The organism is Streptomyces sp. NPDC005866 (assembly GCF_040629895.1).
GTDB lineage: Bacteria > Actinomycetota > Actinomycetes > Streptomycetales > Streptomycetaceae > Streptomyces.
This window is the reverse complement of sequence record NZ_JBEXWP010000003.1, coordinates 13,308-29,431: the sequence shown is the minus strand read 5'-3', so window position 1 is coordinate 29,431 and position 16,124 is coordinate 13,308. Positions and strand designations below refer to the sequence as shown.

16 protein-coding genes are annotated in these 16,124 nt (G+C 71.9%); 13 read left to right on the top strand and 3 right to left on the bottom strand.

The window, feature by feature from the left end:
- Positions 1 to 47 precede the first annotated feature (47 nt).
- Positions 48 to 578 carry a YbjN domain-containing protein gene (locus tag ABZ396_RS04795; RefSeq protein WP_358920281.1) on the top strand — a complete coding sequence of 177 codons (531 nt, stop codon included), beginning with the start codon at positions 48 to 50 and terminating at the stop codon, positions 576 to 578.
- A 6-nt stretch (positions 579 to 584) separates the two neighbouring features.
- Here ABZ396_RS04795 and ABZ396_RS04790 read toward each other — a convergent pair whose 3' ends face one another.
- Complete coding sequence (locus ABZ396_RS04790; RefSeq protein ID WP_358920414.1) at positions 585 to 1,649, bottom strand: hypothetical protein; 1,065 nt, start codon at positions 1,647 to 1,649, stop codon at positions 585 to 587.
- A gap of 276 nt (positions 1,650 to 1,925) precedes the next feature.
- On the opposite strand from ABZ396_RS04790, the gene ABZ396_RS04785 reads away from it, so the two are divergent.
- Complete coding sequence (locus ABZ396_RS04785) at positions 1,926 to 2,519, top strand: DUF402 domain-containing protein (protein WP_358920279.1); 594 nt, start codon at positions 1,926 to 1,928, stop codon at positions 2,517 to 2,519.
- 21 nt (positions 2,520 to 2,540) lie between these two features.
- On the opposite strand, the gene ABZ396_RS04780 is transcribed toward ABZ396_RS04785, so the two are convergent.
- The gene (locus tag ABZ396_RS04780; protein ID WP_358920277.1) at positions 2,541 to 3,728 is read right to left on the bottom strand and encodes a pyridoxal phosphate-dependent aminotransferase; all 1,188 of its coding nucleotides are present in this window, start codon (positions 3,726 to 3,728) and stop codon (positions 2,541 to 2,543) included.
- 164 nt (positions 3,729 to 3,892) lie between these two features.
- Here ABZ396_RS04780 and ABZ396_RS04775 point away from each other — a divergent pair, with 164 nt between their 5' ends.
- The 9 genes from ABZ396_RS04775 (at position 3,893) to ABZ396_RS04735 (ending at position 13,196) form a co-directional block, all read left to right on the top strand.
- The gene (locus tag ABZ396_RS04775) at positions 3,893 to 4,816 is read left to right on the top strand and encodes an ABC transporter substrate-binding protein (protein ID WP_358920275.1); all 924 of its coding nucleotides are present in this window, start codon (positions 3,893 to 3,895) and stop codon (positions 4,814 to 4,816) included.
- A 236-nt stretch (positions 4,817 to 5,052) separates the two neighbouring features.
- Positions 5,053 to 5,337: a hypothetical protein gene (locus ABZ396_RS04770; RefSeq protein ID WP_358920273.1), complete on the top strand. Its 285-nt coding sequence runs from the start codon at positions 5,053 to 5,055 to the stop codon at positions 5,335 to 5,337.
- 389 nt (positions 5,338 to 5,726) lie between these two features.
- On the top strand, positions 5,727 to 6,257 hold the full coding sequence (locus ABZ396_RS04765) for a DUF2617 family protein (RefSeq protein WP_358920271.1): 531 nt from the start codon (positions 5,727 to 5,729) through the stop codon (positions 6,255 to 6,257).
- A gap of 85 nt (positions 6,258 to 6,342) precedes the next feature.
- On the top strand, positions 6,343 to 7,977 hold the full coding sequence (locus tag ABZ396_RS04760; RefSeq protein WP_358920269.1) for a polyamine aminopropyltransferase: 1,635 nt from the start codon (positions 6,343 to 6,345) through the stop codon (positions 7,975 to 7,977).
- Between the two features lie 316 nt (positions 7,978 to 8,293).
- Positions 8,294 to 9,016 carry an SRPBCC domain-containing protein gene (locus ABZ396_RS04755; protein WP_358920267.1) on the top strand — a complete coding sequence of 241 codons (723 nt, stop codon included), beginning with the start codon at positions 8,294 to 8,296 and terminating at the stop codon, positions 9,014 to 9,016.
- Between the two features lie 125 nt (positions 9,017 to 9,141).
- On the top strand, positions 9,142 to 9,930 hold the full coding sequence (locus ABZ396_RS04750) for an aldose 1-epimerase (RefSeq protein ID WP_358920265.1): 789 nt from the start codon (positions 9,142 to 9,144) through the stop codon (positions 9,928 to 9,930).
- Positions 9,931 to 9,940: 10 nt separating this feature from the next.
- Positions 9,941 to 10,489, top strand: a complete 549-nt coding sequence (pyrE, locus tag ABZ396_RS04745) for an orotate phosphoribosyltransferase (protein WP_358920263.1) — start codon at positions 9,941 to 9,943, stop codon at positions 10,487 to 10,489.
- A gap of 162 nt (positions 10,490 to 10,651) precedes the next feature.
- Positions 10,652 to 11,683, top strand: coding sequence for a class II fructose-bisphosphate aldolase (fbaA, locus tag ABZ396_RS04740; protein WP_358920261.1), 1,032 nt, complete (start codon positions 10,652 to 10,654; stop codon positions 11,681 to 11,683).
- A 73-nt stretch (positions 11,684 to 11,756) separates the two neighbouring features.
- Positions 11,757 to 13,196: an MFS transporter gene (locus tag ABZ396_RS04735; protein WP_358920260.1), complete on the top strand. Its 1,440-nt coding sequence runs from the start codon at positions 11,757 to 11,759 to the stop codon at positions 13,194 to 13,196.
- 36 nt (positions 13,197 to 13,232) lie between these two features.
- Here ABZ396_RS04735 and ABZ396_RS04730 read toward each other — a convergent pair whose 3' ends face one another.
- Complete coding sequence (locus ABZ396_RS04730) at positions 13,233 to 13,652, bottom strand: DUF3151 domain-containing protein (protein ID WP_358920258.1); 420 nt, start codon at positions 13,650 to 13,652, stop codon at positions 13,233 to 13,235.
- A gap of 261 nt (positions 13,653 to 13,913) precedes the next feature.
- On the opposite strand from ABZ396_RS04730, the gene ABZ396_RS04725 reads away from it, so the two are divergent.
- Complete coding sequence (locus ABZ396_RS04725) at positions 13,914 to 14,762, top strand: tryptophan 2,3-dioxygenase family protein (protein WP_358920256.1); 849 nt, start codon at positions 13,914 to 13,916, stop codon at positions 14,760 to 14,762.
- Positions 14,755 to 15,978, top strand: coding sequence for a kynureninase (kynU, locus tag ABZ396_RS04720; RefSeq protein WP_358920254.1), 1,224 nt, complete (start codon positions 14,755 to 14,757; stop codon positions 15,976 to 15,978). Before ABZ396_RS04725 ends, kynU begins: the two co-directional genes overlap by 8 nt.
- Positions 15,979 to 16,124: the final 146 nt, after the last annotated feature.

The window sequence follows — 16,124 nt, the reverse complement described above, 5'->3', positions numbered from 1 at the left end:
CCCCGGATGGGGGAGGATGGCGGAGTCCAGACGAAGGGAAATTCACGGTGACCATCGACCCGTCCTCGATCCCGAACTTCGGGGGCCAGCCCGAGCCGCAGCCCCAAGGACCGGCGGGCCCCGTCGTCCCGGATCAGGATCTCGTGAAGCAGCTCCTCGACCAGATGGAGCTCAAGTACGTCGTCGACGACGAGGGCGACCTCGCGGCGCCGTGGGAGCAGTTCCGTACGTACTTCATGTTCCGCGGCGAGGACGAGCAGTCGGTCTTCTCGGTACGGACGTTCTACGACCGCCCCCACAAGATCGACGAGAAGCCGCTGCTGCTGGAGTCCATCGACGACTGGAACCGGCGGACCCTGTGGCCCAAGGTCTACACCCACACCCACGACGACGGCACCGTCCGTCTCATCGGTGAGGCGCAGATGCTGATCGGCACGGGTGTCGACATCAACCACTTCGTGTCGTCCACGGTCAGCTGGGTGCGGGCCGCCATCGAGTTCGACAAGTGGCTCGTCGAGCAGCTCGGCCTGGAGGATGCCGTGAACGAGGCCGACAAGCCCGAGGACGACGAGGAGTAAGCAGTTCTACAGAGGCGTGCCGGCGTTCACGACGAGGTACGCGCCGTAGCCGAATGAGAGCCCGGCCAGGGCCGCGACCACCACGGTCGCGTGCCAGGGCCGGGCTCTCGCCGTGCGGACCAGCGCCCGGGCCAGCGGGAGCAGCAGCGGGAAGGCGGGCAGCAGGAAGCGCGGCTTCGACTCGAAGAAACCCGAGCCGCCGAGCGTGATCAGGAGGAGTACGGCGGTGTAGGCGAGGAGGGGGAGGGGAGCCCGGTCCAGCAGCAGGAGCGCGTAGAGGACCACCGCCGCCGCCACGATCACCAGGGCGATCGGGAAGACGACGCGGTCGCCGCGCAGCAGCAGGCCGCGGACGTAGCGGAGCGAGCCCCGGCCGAAGTCGAAGCGTGAGCCCCACAGGCGCTGTACGTCGAAGTAGCCGCCCAGCGGATCGCCGGTGCGGCGGCCCACCCAGAGGACGTACCCGGTCCAGCCGAGCGGGGCGAGTGCCGCGCCCGTCCACAGCCTGTGGGTAACCCGGCCGTGGGTGCGGTGTATCTCGCAGCCCGCGGCGAGCAGCACGGCCGCCGCGACCGCGAAGCCGTTCGGCCGGGACAGGCCGGCCAGGGCGGCCAGGGCGCCCGTCCACAGCCAGTTCCCGGCCAGGACCGCGTAGAGGGACCAGGCGGCGAACGCGGTCAGGACCGGTTCCGTGTACGCCATGGACAGGACGACGGAGTGCGGAAGCAGGCCCCAGAGGAGCACGAGGGCCGTGGCCACCGCGCGGTCGTGCAGACGGGCGCCCACCGCGTAGATGCCGGCGGCGGCGACGGCGGCGGCCGTCCAGGACACCAGCAGGCCCGCGCCCGCCCCGCTCAGCGGCGTGACGGCCGTCAGGGTGCGGATCAGGGCCGGGTAGAGCGGGAAGAACGCCAGGTCGCTGTGGACGACGTCGGGGCCGAAGTACAGGGTGCGGCCGTAGCCGTGCGCCGCGATGCCCAGGTACCAGGCCGAGTCCCAGGACCGGCCGAGCAGGGTCAGCGGATGCCTGCCGCCGCCCCAGGCGGCCAGCGCGACCACGGCCATGCCCATGAGCCGGGCCGCCGCGAACAGCCCCACGGCGACGCCGCCCGCCGTGAGGAGGGGCAGCCGGGTGCCGGGCGCGACGGGCGGGGCGAGGGCGGGGGTGCCGGTGGTCGTGCTGGCGGTGGTGCTGGCGTGGCTCACACTGGCACCCTGCCGGGGGACCGAGGTGATGTGCGAGAAATATGCGCCCGATGGGGTAGCGGACGGGCACGGCTCCAGGCGTGGCGCGGGGCGCCGACGGGCCCGGGAGTGATATCGGGCGCGGCTGCTACGGTCGCGATCATGGGAAACCGCTTGTTCTCCGCGCACGAGGTGATCGTCCGCCGGGAGATCCTCGACGGGCGTGAGTGGATGGTCTACCCGGTGCGCGTGGTCGAGGACACCGGCGACCTGCTCGCCGTCCACCTCGCCCAGGGCACCCCGCTCACCTTCGGCCCCGGCCCGTTCCGCTGGGGACCGCACCCGTGGACCGCCTTCGAGCCGTTCTGGCAGTCGGAAGGGGTGCTGCAACTGCAGCGGCCCGGGGACGGGTACTCGGTCTGGGCGCGCTACGCCGGCGGCGAGTTCACCGGCTGGTACGTCAACTTCCAGGAGCCGATGCTCCGCACCGAGCACGGCTTCGACACCCTCGACCAGGAACTCGACCTGCTGCTGCCGGCGGACGGGTCGCCGTACCGCTGGAAGGACGAGGACCACTTCGCCGAGCGGCACCGCACCGGCGGCTTCACCGACGCGGAGGCGGCAGCCGTGCGGGAGGCCGCCGCCTCCGTCGTGGAGCTGGTGGAGCGGGGCGCCGGCTGGTGGGAGCGGTGGCGGGACTGGCGGGCGCCGGAAGGGTGGGCGGTGCCGGGGGCGGTGCCCCTGAGCGCCCTGTAGGCCCCTCCCCTTCCTGGGAGCCTACGACAGCTTCCGCAGCCGTTCCGTCGCGTCCGCCAGTACCTCGGTGCGTTTGCAGAACGCGAACCGCACGAACGGCGCCCCCGCCTCCCGGTGGTCGTAGAAGACCGCGTTCGGGATGGCGACGACCCCCGCCCGCTCCGGGAGCGAACGGCAGAAGGCGAAGCCGTCGGTCTCACCCAGCGGGCGGATGTCGGTGGTGATGAAGTACGTGCCGGCGGTGTCGTAGACCTTGAAGCCCGCCTCCGTGAGGCCCGCCGCGAGGATGTCGCGCTTGGTCCGCATGTCCTCGCGGAAGGACTCGAAGTAGGCGTCCGGGAGGGCGAGGGCCTCTGCGACCGCGTACTGGAAGGGTCCCGCGGAGACGTACGTCAGGAACTGCTTCGCCGAGCGCACCGCCGTGACCAGTTCCGGAGTCGAGGTCACCCAGCCGACCTTCCAGCCGGTGAACGAGAAGGTCTTGCCGGCCGAGCCGATGGTGACCGTGCGCTCGCGCATACCCGGGAAGGTGGCGAGGGGGAGGTGCCCGGCCTCGTCGAAGACCAGGTGCTCGTACACCTCGTCCGTGACGACCAGCAGGTCACGCTCGACCGCCAGCTCGGCGATCGCGGTCAGCTCGGCGGGGGTGAGGACCGTGCCGGTCGGGTTGTGCGGGGTGTTGATCAGGAGGAGGCGGGTGCGGGGGGTGACGGCGGCGCGCAGTTCGTCGAGGTCGAGGCGGAAGGTGGCGCCGTCCGGGCGGAGGGTGACCGGGACACGGGTGCCGCCGGCCATCGCGATACAGGCCGCGTAGGAGTCGTAGTACGGCTCCAGGGCGACGACCTCGTCACCCGGCTCCACAAGGGCGAGCAGGGCGGCCGCGATGGCCTCCGTCGCGCCCGCCGTGACCAGGACCTCGGCGTCCGGGTCGTACGACAGCCCGTACCAGCGTTCCTGGTGCGCGGCGATCGCGGTGCGCAGCTCGGGGACGCCCGGCCCCGGCGGGTACTGGTTGCCGCGCCCCTCGCGCAGCGCGCGCACGGCCGCCTCCCTGACCTCCTCTGGGCCGTCGGTGTCCGGGAAGCCCTGTCCCAGGTTGATGGACCCGGTGCTGAGCGCCAGGGCGGACATCTCGGCGAAGATCGTGGTCCCGAACTCAAGGAGCCGGCGGTTCAGGAGGGGGCGCTCGCTGGAGGTCATGCCGGTCATCCTGCGCCCAAGCTCCGGAGTCCTCAACTTGCGTTCAAGGGCGAGTGCCAGCGGGGCTCGCCGTGGAGACCATCGGCAACGACGCTTGGTGCCTCCCCGGACCGGCGCGATGCGCACGCCGGCCGGCCGGTCGTGGCGTAAAATTCACCGGGAGGAGGAACGCGATGCGTGTCACGGTCCCCGATGTCATCTCCCCTTCGTACTTCCCGCTCACGGCCGCGGTCGAGCTCGGCTTCTTCAAAGCGGAGGGGCTCGACGCCGAGTTCGTCTTTCCTCCCGTCGACCCGGGGCGCGTACTCGTCGACGGCGACGTGGATTTCTACGGCGCCTCCCCGTACGTCGCGTTCGAATGTCTTGACCAGTGGCGCGGTGGCAAAGTCCTGTGCGCACTGTCGCAGTACACCTACTGGTTCCTCGCCGTGCGCGCCGACCTGGGCGCGGTCAAGGGCGACATGAGCGCGCTGAAGGGTCTCCGCATCAGCGCTTCCGGTCAGCCCGGCATTCTGCTGAGAAAGCTGCTCGTCGACGGCTGCCTCGACTTCGAACGGGACGAGGTGCGGGTGGTTCCCGCTCCTCGGCCGCCCGAGGGGCTGGACAACCTGGCCAGGGTCGGGATCCAGGCGCTGACCGAGGGCAGCGCGGATGCCTTCTGGGGCAACGCGATGCGAGCGGAGCTTGCGATCCGCCTGGGCATGGCCACGATGCTGCTCGACGTCCGCCGAGGGGATGGGCCCGATGTCGCCCGCGGTTATACGTTTCCGGCGCTCGTCGCCTCCGAGAGGCTGGTCACCGAGCGCCCCGACGACGCGGCGGCAGCTGTCCGCGCCGTCGTGAAGACCCAGCGGGCGCTGCGCGCCGACCCGTCGCTGGCCACCGAGGCGGCGCGACGGATCTTCCCGCCCGAGGAGACGGAGCTCATCGGGGCGCTGGTGGCTCGCGACGCGCCGTTCTTCGATCCCGCCGTCTCACCCGATGCCATCGAGGGAGCTTGTCGGTTCGCGCGGTCCATCGGCCGGCTGTCGGCTCCACTTCCGTATGAACAGGTCGTCGCCGCCCAGTTCCAGCACCTGTGGACGGCCGGTCCCTAGGGCAGCCGTACCTGGTGACTTGATCATGTGGGTCCGGCACGGTGGTGGTGTCGGCGGGCGTGGGATCGTGCCGCCTGCGCAGGTCAGGGGCCGTTTTCGTGCGTGGACCCTCAGAAGTTCCTCAACTCTGCTTTGGCCGCCGGCAGGGCCGGGCATCCCCAGCTCACGCCGCGCTCACGCGGCGGCCGGGGCGCCCACGGGGGGCCGCTCCGCGCGAACCGAAAGAAGGTGACGCCATGGGCATCGTCTTCATCGTGGTGGCGGCCGTGATCGTCTGCTTCGTGATCGTCGGGACCGCGGCCCACAGGGGCGGGCTGACCAAGGGGGCGTCCGGCCGGGGCGGCTCCTCCTACGACGGCTCCGGCAGCTGGTGGGCCGGGGACTCGGGATCGTCGTCGCCCTCGCACGGGGGCCACGGGGGCCACGGAGGGCACGGGGGTCACTCCTGCGGCGGAGGGCACTCCTCCTGCGGCGGCGGCTCGTCGTGCGGCGGCGGGGGCGGTTGCGGCGGGGGCAGCTGACCGGGGCATCCGGGAGAACTGGGGGGTCCAAGAGACCCGAGAGACCCGAGCGATACGGGGGATTCGGGCACAGGGGGGAACCGGGGCGTCCGGCCGGAGAGCGAGGAGCTCTCCGCGGGCGCCCCGGCGTGCGCCGGATGGAGCCCGGCGCACAAAATGGTTGAACAGTTGAGCTGTGGAGCCCTCTGAGGGATGGAAACCGCACGAAGTTGGGTAAAAACGCTGTGGCAATGCCACAGTTCATGATTCCCTCTAAATCACCAAAGCAGCGCCTCGGACGTCCTGACGACACCCCTCCCCTGGCTGGGCCGGCCGCGCCGACCTCCCGGTGTCGACCGAGGTGCGCCGGACCACACTCCTCCCCTTTTGCGTGTTAGCGGAGCCGATCCATGCTCACGACCCTGAACACCAGCTACACCGATACGCGCGCGGCCGACCTCGCCTGGGCCCTGGGACGCGAACCGCTGCCCGCCCTGGCCACCCTCGATCTGGAACTGACCGGGGCGAAGCTGCAGTTGAGACTGCTGGGAGCGTCCCACCAGGTGCTCCTGGAGGAGGAGTGCGGCTGCTGTTCGGAGACGGTGGCGTGCATCCCGGGGTCCAGCACCCCACTGCCGCTCGGGGTCGCCAAGCGCGTCGGCGACTGGGAGTACGAGTTCGCGGCCCGCGTCGAGGTGCTGTCACCGGGCTCCTTCGCGGGCCGCGCCCAGGAGTTGCTCGCCCTCGTCTCCGAGCATCCGCACGGCCTCGCCGGGGTCTTCCCGGGCAGCCCGCACGCGTTCACGGCGATGCTGGCCCAGCGGCACGAGGGCCAGGTGCACTGGCGGACCTGGCACGCCTACCCGCAGGACGGCCAGTTGGTGGCGACCCGGACCAGGGTCGGCGCAAGGGTTCCGGTGCCCCAGCGCTTCCCCGGATGACATAAACCAACGAGGCGTCAAGGGCGGCCGATTTCCACACGTGTGGGTGACGAGGCGTACCGAGCGAGTGACGTAACGTCGCAGAGTGATCGATCCGCACGCACCCGCCCCTCCGGGCGCGCCGCCGTCCTGGGGTGCCCCCGCGCCGCTGCCCGTGCGGCCGGGGACGGGACGGTTCCTGGTACTGGCGTGCGTCTTCGTCTGTGCTGCCTGCGGATTGGTGTACGAGCTCGAACTCGTCGCCCTCGCCTCGTACTTGATCGGTGACTCGGTCACCCAGGCCTCCGTCGTGCTGTCCGTGATGGTCTTCGCGATGGGAGTCGGCTCGCTGGCCGCCAAGCGGCTGCGCTGGCGCGCGGCGGCCGGATTCGGCGCGGTGGAGGCCACGCTGGCGCTGATCGGCGGCTGCAGCGCCATGGCCCTGTACGCCGTCTTCGCCTGGACCGGCGGCTGGGGCGGCCCGTGGCCGGCCGGCCCGCGCTGCCTCCTGGTCGCCTTCTCCCTCGCCATCGGTCTGCTGATCGGTGCCGAGGTGCCGCTGCTGATGGAGCTCATCCAGCGCATCCGCCGCCAGGACGCGGGCGGCGCCGTGGCCGACCTGTTCGCGGCGGACTACGTCGGCGCGCTGGTCGGCGGGCTGGCCTTCCCCTTCCTCCTGCTGCCCTTTCTCGGCCAGTTGACGGGCACCCTGCTCACCGGCACGGTCAACGTCGTGGCCGGGGGCGCCCTGGTCCTCGGTCTGTTCCGCCGCGACCTGTCCCGCCGGGCCCGCTGGATCCTCCTCGTCGCCAACGTGACCGTCCTCGGCCTCCTCGCCTCCGCCGCCGTCCACGTCGACGACTTCGAACGGGCCGCACGGCACGCGGTCTACGGCGACGACGTCCGGGTCGCCCTCCATACAGACGTCCAGGAGATCGTCCTCACCGGCGGCACCCGGGGCCGTCCCCTCGACCTCTTCCTCGACGGCCGGCTGCGCGTCGGCGGCCGTGACGAACGCCGGTACCACGAAGCCCTCGTCCACCCCGCGCTGAGCGGTCCGCACGCGCGCGTGCTGATCCTCGGCGGCGGTGACGGCATGGCCGTGCGCGAGGTGCTCCGCCACACCGGCGTCGACCACGTCGACGTCGTGGAACCCGACGCGGGCCTGGTCCGCCTCGCCCGTCACGACCCCGCCCTCTCCGCGCTCAACGGCCACGCCTACGAAGACCCGCACGTCCACGTGGTCACCGCCGACGCCTTCTGCTGGCTGCGCCGGGCAGCGCAGCCCGCCGCGTACGACGTCGTGATCGCTGACCTGCCCGACCCCGGCATCACGGCCAGCACCAAGCTGTACTCCGAGGAGTTCTACGGCCTGGCCCGCCGCGCCCTCGCCCCCGGCGGCCGCCTGGTCGTGCACGCCGGCCCGGTCCAGGCCCACGCCCGGGTCTTCTGGACGGTGGCGGCGACCATGCGGGCCGCCGGCCTGGCCACGACCCCCTACCGGGTCCTCGGCCACGACCGTGGCTTCACCGCGGGCCCCGACCGCGTGGCGGGCGAGTCCAGGGCCCCGCACGACTGGGGCTTCATCCTGGCGGCGACGGGTCGCCACGCCCCGCGGCTGCGGCTGCCGGCCGACGGCCCGAAACCGCGCACGCTCACGCAGAGGGACCTGGAGAGAGACGCACTGGAGACGCCGGTGACGGCACCACCGGCTTCTACGTTGGTGGATCCGCGGTACTGAGCAGAGACCCACCCTCAACTAGGGCCTGTTGCAAAGGTCCCGTCATCCGCCCGGAGGGCGGGCCCCGCGGCGTCCGGTGCGTGCTCTGGGGGTCCCCCCGGCCGGAGGCTGGGGGAGTGCCGGGTGCAAGCCCTCGTAGTGGACGTACATGGGTTTGTGCCCGGTGCGGCGAGAGTGCGTGCCGGGCGTCGCGGGGCAGGCGGGACTTTCGCAACAGGCCCTAGCCCCGCCTCGGCAGCCAGGGGCCCACACCTCGGCAACGTGCCGTGCGTCGAGAGGGGTATGCCGGCTTGACTCCTGGGTAGGCTCAGTCGGCATGGAGCACCAGGTGTACGTCCCGGCCCCGGCCTCGCGGCTCAGGGGGGCGCTGGCCGACCCCGCGCGGGTCGCCCGGGCGGTCCCCGGCCTCCAGCAGGACGCGGGCGCGGCCCTCGGCACCGGCCGGGTCAAGGTCCGTATCGGCAGCCACTCGATCACCTATCGGGGCTCCCTGCGCGTCAGCGCCCGTGACGACGGTTCGTACGCGGTCGACAGCGACGCGACCGAGGCCCGCGGCACCGGCACGGTGAAGCTGGCGCTCACGCTCCGCCTCGCGGACACGGACGAGGGCTGCGAGGTCACGGTGACCGGCACGGCCTCCGCCGACGGGCGGGTCGCGGAGCTGCCGGCGGAGGCCGTGGAGTCGGCGGCGACGAGGCTGCTGAACCGTTTCGTGGAGGGCCTGGGGGAGGAGCGGCCCGAGCCTCCGGACCAAACGGTGCCGATCTTCGAGGCGGAGGTCCCGCCGCCGTCTCTGGCGTCGGAACCGGTCGAGGAGCCCCTGCCCGAGATCTTCGCCGAGGCGGCCCACGCCCGGCGCACGATGATCGGCCGCAGCGCGGAGGAGGTCGACCACGCACCGCCCCGCGGCCGCTACGCGCCGGTGCCGGTACCGCAGACGGTGGCGGCGAGTTCGGCGCTGCGGTGGGCGGCGCCGGCGGCGGCGCTGGCACTGGCGTCGGCGATCGTGGTGACGAGGGCGCTGCGCAGACGCCGCTGACGTCCGCCGGCCGGGAGTGTCGCTCACCGGCGCCGGCAGGTGCCTCCCCCAAGGGAGTCCCCCAGCGCCCACCCGTGCCGCCCCAGCCGCACGACCGCCCGCGGCTGAGTGAGTAGTGTCATCCCGTGAGTACCGAAGACATCACGCTGACCGCGGGCGACGCGACCCTTCACCTGCACCCCGGCAACGGCGGACGTATCGCCGGACTCGAAGTCGGCTCCCTCGAACTCCTCCGCCAGGGCGACCGCTTCGGCTGCTTCCCGATGGTGCCCTGGTGCGGCCGCATCCGGGACGGCCGCTTCCGCGACGGCGCCAACGTCGTCCAGATGCCCCTCAACTCCCCGCCGCACGCCATCCACGGCACCGCCCGCGACGGCGCCTGGCGCACCGCGCGCCGCTCGGCGGACGAGGCCGTGATCACGTACGAGCTCGTCGACCCCTGGCCGTACGCCGCCCGCGTCACGCACGCCGTGCGGCTCGCCGAGGACTCGTTGACGCTGACGATGGCCGTGGAGACGTACGACGACTCCTTCCCTGCGCAGATCGGCTGGCATCCGTGGTTCAACCGGAACCTCGGCGGCCAGGACGTCCGCCTCGACTTCACGGCGGCCTGGCAGGAGGAGCGTGGCGCGGACCACCTGCCCACCGGCAACCGTGCCGACCCCAAGCCAGGTCCCTGGGACGACTGCTTCGGCATGCCGGACGGGGTCGACGTCACCCTCACCTGGCCGGGACAGCTGGAGCTGAGGGTCGCCAGCCGCGAGCAGTGGGTCGTGGTCTACGACGAGCAGGAGGCGGCCGTGTGCGTGGAGCCGCAGACCGGCCCGCCGAACGGCCTCAACACGCTCCCGAGGCTCGTCACGCCACTGGAGCCGCTGGAAGCCACGACCACCTGGACCTGGACGCGGCCCTAAGCTGGTCGGCATGACGGACGTACGCGCTGAGCTGCTGCAACAGATCAAGGACAAGGCCGTGGTGCACGGCAAGGTGACCCTGTCGTCAGGGCTGGAGGCGGACTACTACGTCGACCTCCGCCGCATCACCCTCGACGGTGAGGCCGCACCGCTGGTCGGGCAGGTACTGCTCGACCTGACCGCCGACCTGGAGTACGACGCCGTCGGCGGCCTCACCATGGGCGCCGACCCGGTCGCCGGCGCGATGCTGCACGCGGCCGCCGCGCGGGGCCGTCGGCTCGACGCCTTCGTCGTCCGCAAGGCGGCGAAGGCGCACGGGCTGCAGCGCCGCGTGGAGGGCCCGGAGATCAAGGGCCGGCGCGTGCTCGTGGTGGAGGACACCTCCACCACCGGCGGCTCCCCGCTCGCCGCCGTGGAGGCCGTGCGGGAGGCCGGCGCCGAGGTCGTCGCCGTCGCGACCATCGTCGACCGGGCCACCGGCGCCGACCAGAAGATCCGCGAAGGTGCGGGCGTGCCGTATGTGTTCGCCTTCTCGAAGGATGAACTGGGGCTGGACTGACACCCCGGTTGACGAGTGGGATCGACCCGGATCCGACCGGAGCCCGGAGCATCGGTCCATGTCTGGAAAGATGGGGACGACGATGATGTCGTGCCTCAAGGTCTAGGTCAGGGCCGTAGAGAAACAGCAGTACGCCGACCCGCACACTCAAGGAGCGGACAGATGCCCATCGCAACCCCCGAGGTCTACAACGAGATGCTCGACCGGGCGAAGGCAGGCAAGTTCGCCTACCCGGCCATCAACGTCACCTCGAGCCAGACCCTGAATGCGGCGCTGCGCGGCTTCGCGGAGGCGGAGAGCGACGGCATCGTCCAGATCTCTACCGGTGGTGCCGAGTTCCTCGGCGGTCAGTACAGGAAGGACATGGTGACCGGCGCGGTCGCGCTCGCAGAGTTCGCGCACGTCATCGCCGAGAAGTACCCGGTCAACGTCGCGCTGCACACCGACCACTGCCCGAAGGACAAGCTCGACGGGTACGTACGTCCGCTGCTCGCGATCTCCAAGAAGCGCGTCGAAGCCGGTCTGCCCCCGCTGTTCCAGTCGCACATGTGGGACGGCTCCGCCGAGACCCTCGCCGACAACCTGGCGATCGCGCAGGAGTTGCTGGAGCAGGCCCGCGCGGCCAACATCATCCTCGAGGTCGAGATCACCCCGACCGGCGGCGAGGAGGACGGCGTGTCCCACGAGATCAACGACTCCCTCTACACCACCGTCGAGGACGCGATCCGCACCGCCGAGGCCCTGGGCCTGGGCGAGAAGGGCCGCTACCTGCTGGCCGCCTCCTTCGGCAACGTGCACGGCGTGTACAAGCCGGGCAACGTCGTGCTCCGCCCCGAGCTGCTCAAGGAGCTGGCCGACGGCGTGGCCGCCAAGTTCGGTCTGCCGGCCGGCTCGAAGCCGTTCGACTTCGTCTTCCACGGCGGCTCCGGCTCCACCGAGGAGGAGATCGCCACCGCGCTGGAGAACGGCGTGGTGAAGATGAACCTCGACACCGACACCCAGTACGCCTTCACCCGGCCGGTCGCCGACCACATGTTCAAGAACTACGACGGCGTCCTGAAGGTCGACGGCGAGGTCGGCTCCAAGAAGGCCTACGACCCGCGCACCTGGGGCAAGGCGGCCGAGGCGTCCATGGCCGCGCGTGTCGTCGAGGCCGCGCAGAACCTGCGCTCGGCGGGCAACAAGATCAAGTAAGTCGTATTACGGTATGGGCCCGGCATCTGTTGACGGCTGTCTACGGCGCCGGGTCCGCTGTATACCTTGACCCATGCCCGACGTCCGGTTGGCCTCATCCCAGGGCAAGTGGATCCTGCTCACCACGATCCTCGGTTCCAGCATGGCCCTGCTGGACTCGACGGTCGTCAACGTCGCCCTGCCCCGCATCGGCCGTGACCTGGACACCAGCCTCTCGGCACTGCAGTGGACGGTCAACGCGTACATGCTGACGCTGGCCGGGCTGATCCTGCTCGGCGGCTCGCTCGGCGACCAGTACGGCCGCCGGAAGATCTTCGTGATCGGGGTCGTCTGGTTCGCGGCCGCCTCGCTGCTGTGCGGCCTGGCTCCCAACGACATCGTCCTGATCGCCGCCCGCGCCCTCCAGGGCATCGGCGGAGCCCTCCTCACACCGGGCTCCCTCGCCCTCATCCAGGCCTCCTTCCATCCCGACGACCGGGCGAAGGCGGTCGGCCTCTGGTCCGGCTTCGGCGGCATCGGCGCGGCCATCGGCCCGTTCCTGGGCGGCTGGCTGGTGGACGGCCCCGGCTGGCGCTGGGTGTTCCTGCTGAACGTCCCGCTGGCCCTGCTCTGCGTCCCCGTCGCCCTGCGCCATGTCCCGGAGTCCGCCGACGGCCGGGCCCACGGCCGTTTCGACATCCTCGGCGCGGTGCTGGCGGCCCTGGCGCTCGGGTTCGTGACCTACGCGCTGATCGAGGCCGGGACCACGTCGCTGCTCGCCGTCGCGGGCGTCGCGGCCGCTGTGGCCTTCGTGTACGTCGAGAAGCGCCGCCGGGACCCGATGCTCCCGCTGGACATCTTCGCCTCCCGCCAGTTCACGGCGCTGAACGTGGTCACGCTGTGCGTGTACGGGGCCTTCGGCGGCTACTTCTTCCTCACCGCGCTCCAACTCCAGGTGGTGGCGGGCTACTCCGCGCTGGCCGCCGGCACGGCCCTGCTCCCCACCACCGTGCTGATGCTTCTCTTCTCGGCCCGCTCGGGCGCGCTCGCGGACCGTATCGGCCCCCGGCTCCCGCTCACGGTCGGCCCGCTGCTCTGCGCCACGGGGTTGCTGCTGATGCTGCGGGTGGGCGAGCACGCGGACTACCTGACGGACGTCCTCCCGGCGGTCCTGGTCATGGGCACCGGCATGGTCACCCTGGTGGCCCCGCTCACCGCCTCGGTCCTCGCCTCCGTGGACACCGCCCGGGCGGGTATCGCCAGCGGCATCAACAACGCGGCGGCCCGCGCGGCGAGCCTGATCGCGGTGGCGGCACTGCCGCTGCTCGCGGGGATGGGCCCGGAGGCCTACCGGTCGCCAGCGGCGTTCAACGCGGCGTTCGACCGGGCGATGCCGATCTGCGCGGGGGTGCTGGTGGCGGGGTCGGCCCTGGCGTTCGCGCTGGTCCGCAGGCCGGCCCCGGGCTGTGTCCGCCCGGAGTGCCGTACCCACGGGAACGTGACCTCGCCGCCGCTGGAGGCGGAGGGCCGGTAGGTCGGTAGAGCCCCTCCCCTCCCCCCTACGGCTGTGCTATCCCTTCAGCTCCGCGTACGCCTCCGGGCTGCTGTCCTGCAGGAACTGCCAGCACCGCTCCTTCTCGTCCTTCTCGTCGATCTCACCGGCGGCGCGGGCGAGCCCGGCGAGGCAGCGCAGGAAGCCGCGGTTGGCCCGGTGGTCCCAGGGGATGGGGCCGTGTCCCTTCCACCCGGCGCGGCGCAGGGCGTCCAGCCCACGGTGGTAGCCGGTGCGCGCATAGGCGTACGACTCGACGACCGCGCCGCGCTCGAACGCGTCGTCGGCGAGCAGTGCCCAGGCCAGCGAGAACGTCGGGTACTTCGCCGCCACCTCGACCGGAGCCAGGGACTCCTCGCCCAGCAGGCGGTACGCCTCTTCGTTCTCCGGCAGATAGGTCGGCTCCGGGCCGCCGAGCAGGTTCTTGTGCGTCGTCATGGCGCCAGTCTGCCACTCGGGGCGGGGGATCCCGGAGGGAACACCGCCCGCCCGCGGACCCCGGCCCCGACCTGGAGTCCGCCGCGGAGCGCTCGGCCGGCCGGGTGATCCGGCCCCGGCGGGGACCGGTGTGGTCCGTCTGGCAGCAGGCGGGCCTTGCCGTGGCCGGGGTACGTTGCGGAAGATGCCGGTGGGGACCGGGGCCCCCGTGTCGGCATCGGCAGGGGCGGACCGCTACCCGGAACACAGCAGGAGACAGCGATGTCCGAACCGGCTCACCTCCCTGACGAGGCCGCCGAGCCCGAGACCCCGCATCTCGACTTCGCCGGCACGACACCGTACGAGGACTACGTCAAGGCGGACGTGCTCACCCACCTCCAGCACACCCTCTCCGACGATCCCGGAGAGATGGTCTTCCTGGTCACGACCCAGGTCATGGAGCTGTGGTTCACCGTCATCGTCCACGAGTGGGAGACCGCGGCGACCGCCCTGCGCGGCGACGACGTCCGCACCGCGGTCGCCGCGCTCAAACGTTCCATCCGTGAGCTGGAGGCGCTGAACGCCTCCTGGAAACCGCTCGGCCAGCTCACCCCCGCCCAGTTCAACTCCTACCGCTCCGCCCTGGGCGAGGGCTCCGGGTTCCAGTCGGCGATGTACCGGCGGATGGAGTTCCTGCTCGGCGACAAGTCCGCGTCCATGCTCGTCCCGCACCGCGGCGCGCCCCGCGTCCACGCGGAACTGGAGAAGGCCCTGCACGAGCCGAGCCTGTACGACGAGGTGGTACGGCTCCTCGCGCGTCGCGGACATCCGATTCCGGACGCGGTGCTACGGCGTGACGTGTCCCGGCGGTACGAGGCCTCGGACGCCGTCGAGGCCGCCTGGACCACCGTCTACTCGGGCGACGGGGACGCCGAACTCGCCCGGCTCGGCGAGGCGTTGACCGACGTCGCCGAACTGGTCTGGCGCTGGCGCAACGACCACCTGGTCGCCACCCGCCGCGCGATGGGCGCCAAGTCCGGCACCGGCGGCTCGGCCGGGGTCGCCTGGCTGGAGAAGCGCGCCGGCAAGAACGTGTTCCCGGAGCTGTGGACGGCGAGGTCCCATGTCTGAACTGGCCCTGCGCGCCGGGAAACTGGATGCGGAGGACGAGCTCGCCGGGGTGCGCTCCCGTTTCGTCCTCGACACGGTGTCCGAGCACGCGGCCGGCGCGGCGGGCGTCTACCTGGACGGCAATTCGCTGGGCGCGCTGCCCGCGAACGTCCCCGGCCGGATCGAGGACGTCGTCCGGCGGCAGTGGGGCGAACTGCGCATCCGGTCCTGGGACGAGAGCGGCTGGTGGACGGCGCCGGAGCGGATCGGCGACCGGATCGCCCCGCTGGTCGGCGCGGCCGCCGGGCAGATCGTGGTCGGCGACTCCACAAGCGTCAACGTCTTCAAGGCACTTGTGGGCGCGGTACGGCTCGCGGGGGAGGGGCGTACGGAGATCCTCGTCGACGCGACGACCTTCCCCACCGACGGCTACATCGCCGAGTCGGCGGCCCGGCTCACGGGCCGTACGCTGCGGCCGGTGGCCCCGGCGGACGTGCCCGCCGCTCTCAGCGACCGTACGGCCGCCGTGCTGCTCAACCATGTCGACTACCGCACGGGCCGGCTGCACGACCTGCCGTCCCTCACCGCCGCGATCCACGCGGCCGGCGCCGTGGCCGTCTGGGACCTGTGCCACAGCGCGGGCGCGCTGCCGGTCGGCCTCGACGAGCACGGGGTCGACCTGGCGGTCGGCTGCACCTACAAGTACCTGAACGGGGGCCCGGGTTCACCCGCGTACCTGTACGTCCGCCGCGACCTCCAGGACCGCTTCGACTCCCCCCTGCCCGGCTGGAACTCGCACGCCGAGCCCTTCGGCATGAGCCCGGCCTACGCCCCGGCCCCGGGCGCGGTGCGCGGCCGCGTCGGCACCCCGGACATCCTCTCCATGCTGGCCCTGGAGGCGGCGCTGGAGGTCTGGGACGGGGTGCCGGTGGCGGCCGTACGCGCCAAGTCCCTCGCCCTGACGGACTTCTTCCTGGAGTGCGTCGAGGCGTACCTGCCGGCGGGCCGCGTCGACTGCGTGACCCCGGTGGCGCACGAGGAGCGCGGCAGCCAGATCGCGCTGCGCTGCCCGGACGCCGGGGACGTGATGAAACGGCTGATCGAGCGGGGCGTGGTCGGGGACTTCCGGCATCCCGACGTCCTCCGCTTCGGCTTCACCCCGCTGTACGTCGGATTCGCGGACGTGGAGCGGGCGGCCCGGGTGCTCGGCGAGGTGGCGGGAACGGCCGTCGTCTAGCGAGATGACGAGGGCTGTGCTGAGCGACATGGCGACATAGTGACCGGGGTGGGAAAGGCCGGGACGGTACAGATCCGTTTAATCCTCACCGTGCGTGACATCCACGTGTCCCCGCACGTCACCGGCCTGATACCGTCCCGGCCAAC

Excerpts from the sequence above, each read along its gene's own strand:
- ABZ396_RS04755 (WP_358920267.1), top strand. The coding sequence starts at position 8,294 with ATGGAGCACCAGGTGTACGTCCCGGCCCCGGCCTCGCGGCTCAGGGGG.
- ABZ396_RS04730 (WP_358920258.1), bottom strand. The coding sequence starts at position 13,652 with ATGACGACGCACAAGAACCTGCTCGGCGGCCCGGAGCCGACCTATCTG.
- ABZ396_RS04775 (WP_358920275.1), top strand. The coding sequence starts at position 3,893 with ATGCGTGTCACGGTCCCCGATGTCATCTCCCCTTCGTACTTCCCGCTC.
- kynU (WP_358920254.1), top strand. The coding sequence starts at position 14,755 with ATGTCTGAACTGGCCCTGCGCGCCGGGAAACTGGATGCGGAGGACGAG.
- ABZ396_RS04785 (WP_358920279.1), top strand. The coding sequence starts at position 1,926 with ATGGGAAACCGCTTGTTCTCCGCGCACGAGGTGATCGTCCGCCGGGAG.
- ABZ396_RS04790 (WP_358920414.1), bottom strand. The coding sequence starts at position 1,649 with ATGGGCATGGCCGTGGTCGCGCTGGCCGCCTGGGGCGGCGGCAGGCAT.
- ABZ396_RS04765 (WP_358920271.1), top strand. The coding sequence starts at position 5,727 with ATGCTCACGACCCTGAACACCAGCTACACCGATACGCGCGCGGCCGAC.
- ABZ396_RS04725 (WP_358920256.1), top strand. The coding sequence starts at position 13,914 with ATGTCCGAACCGGCTCACCTCCCTGACGAGGCCGCCGAGCCCGAGACC.
- ABZ396_RS04735 (WP_358920260.1), top strand. The coding sequence starts at position 11,757 with ATGCCCGACGTCCGGTTGGCCTCATCCCAGGGCAAGTGGATCCTGCTC.
- ABZ396_RS04770 (WP_358920273.1), top strand. The coding sequence starts at position 5,053 with ATGGGCATCGTCTTCATCGTGGTGGCGGCCGTGATCGTCTGCTTCGTG.
- ABZ396_RS04780 (WP_358920277.1), bottom strand. The coding sequence starts at position 3,728 with ATGACCGGCATGACCTCCAGCGAGCGCCCCCTCCTGAACCGCCGGCTC.
- pyrE (WP_358920263.1), top strand. The coding sequence starts at position 9,941 with ATGACGGACGTACGCGCTGAGCTGCTGCAACAGATCAAGGACAAGGCC.
- fbaA (WP_358920261.1), top strand. The coding sequence starts at position 10,652 with ATGCCCATCGCAACCCCCGAGGTCTACAACGAGATGCTCGACCGGGCG.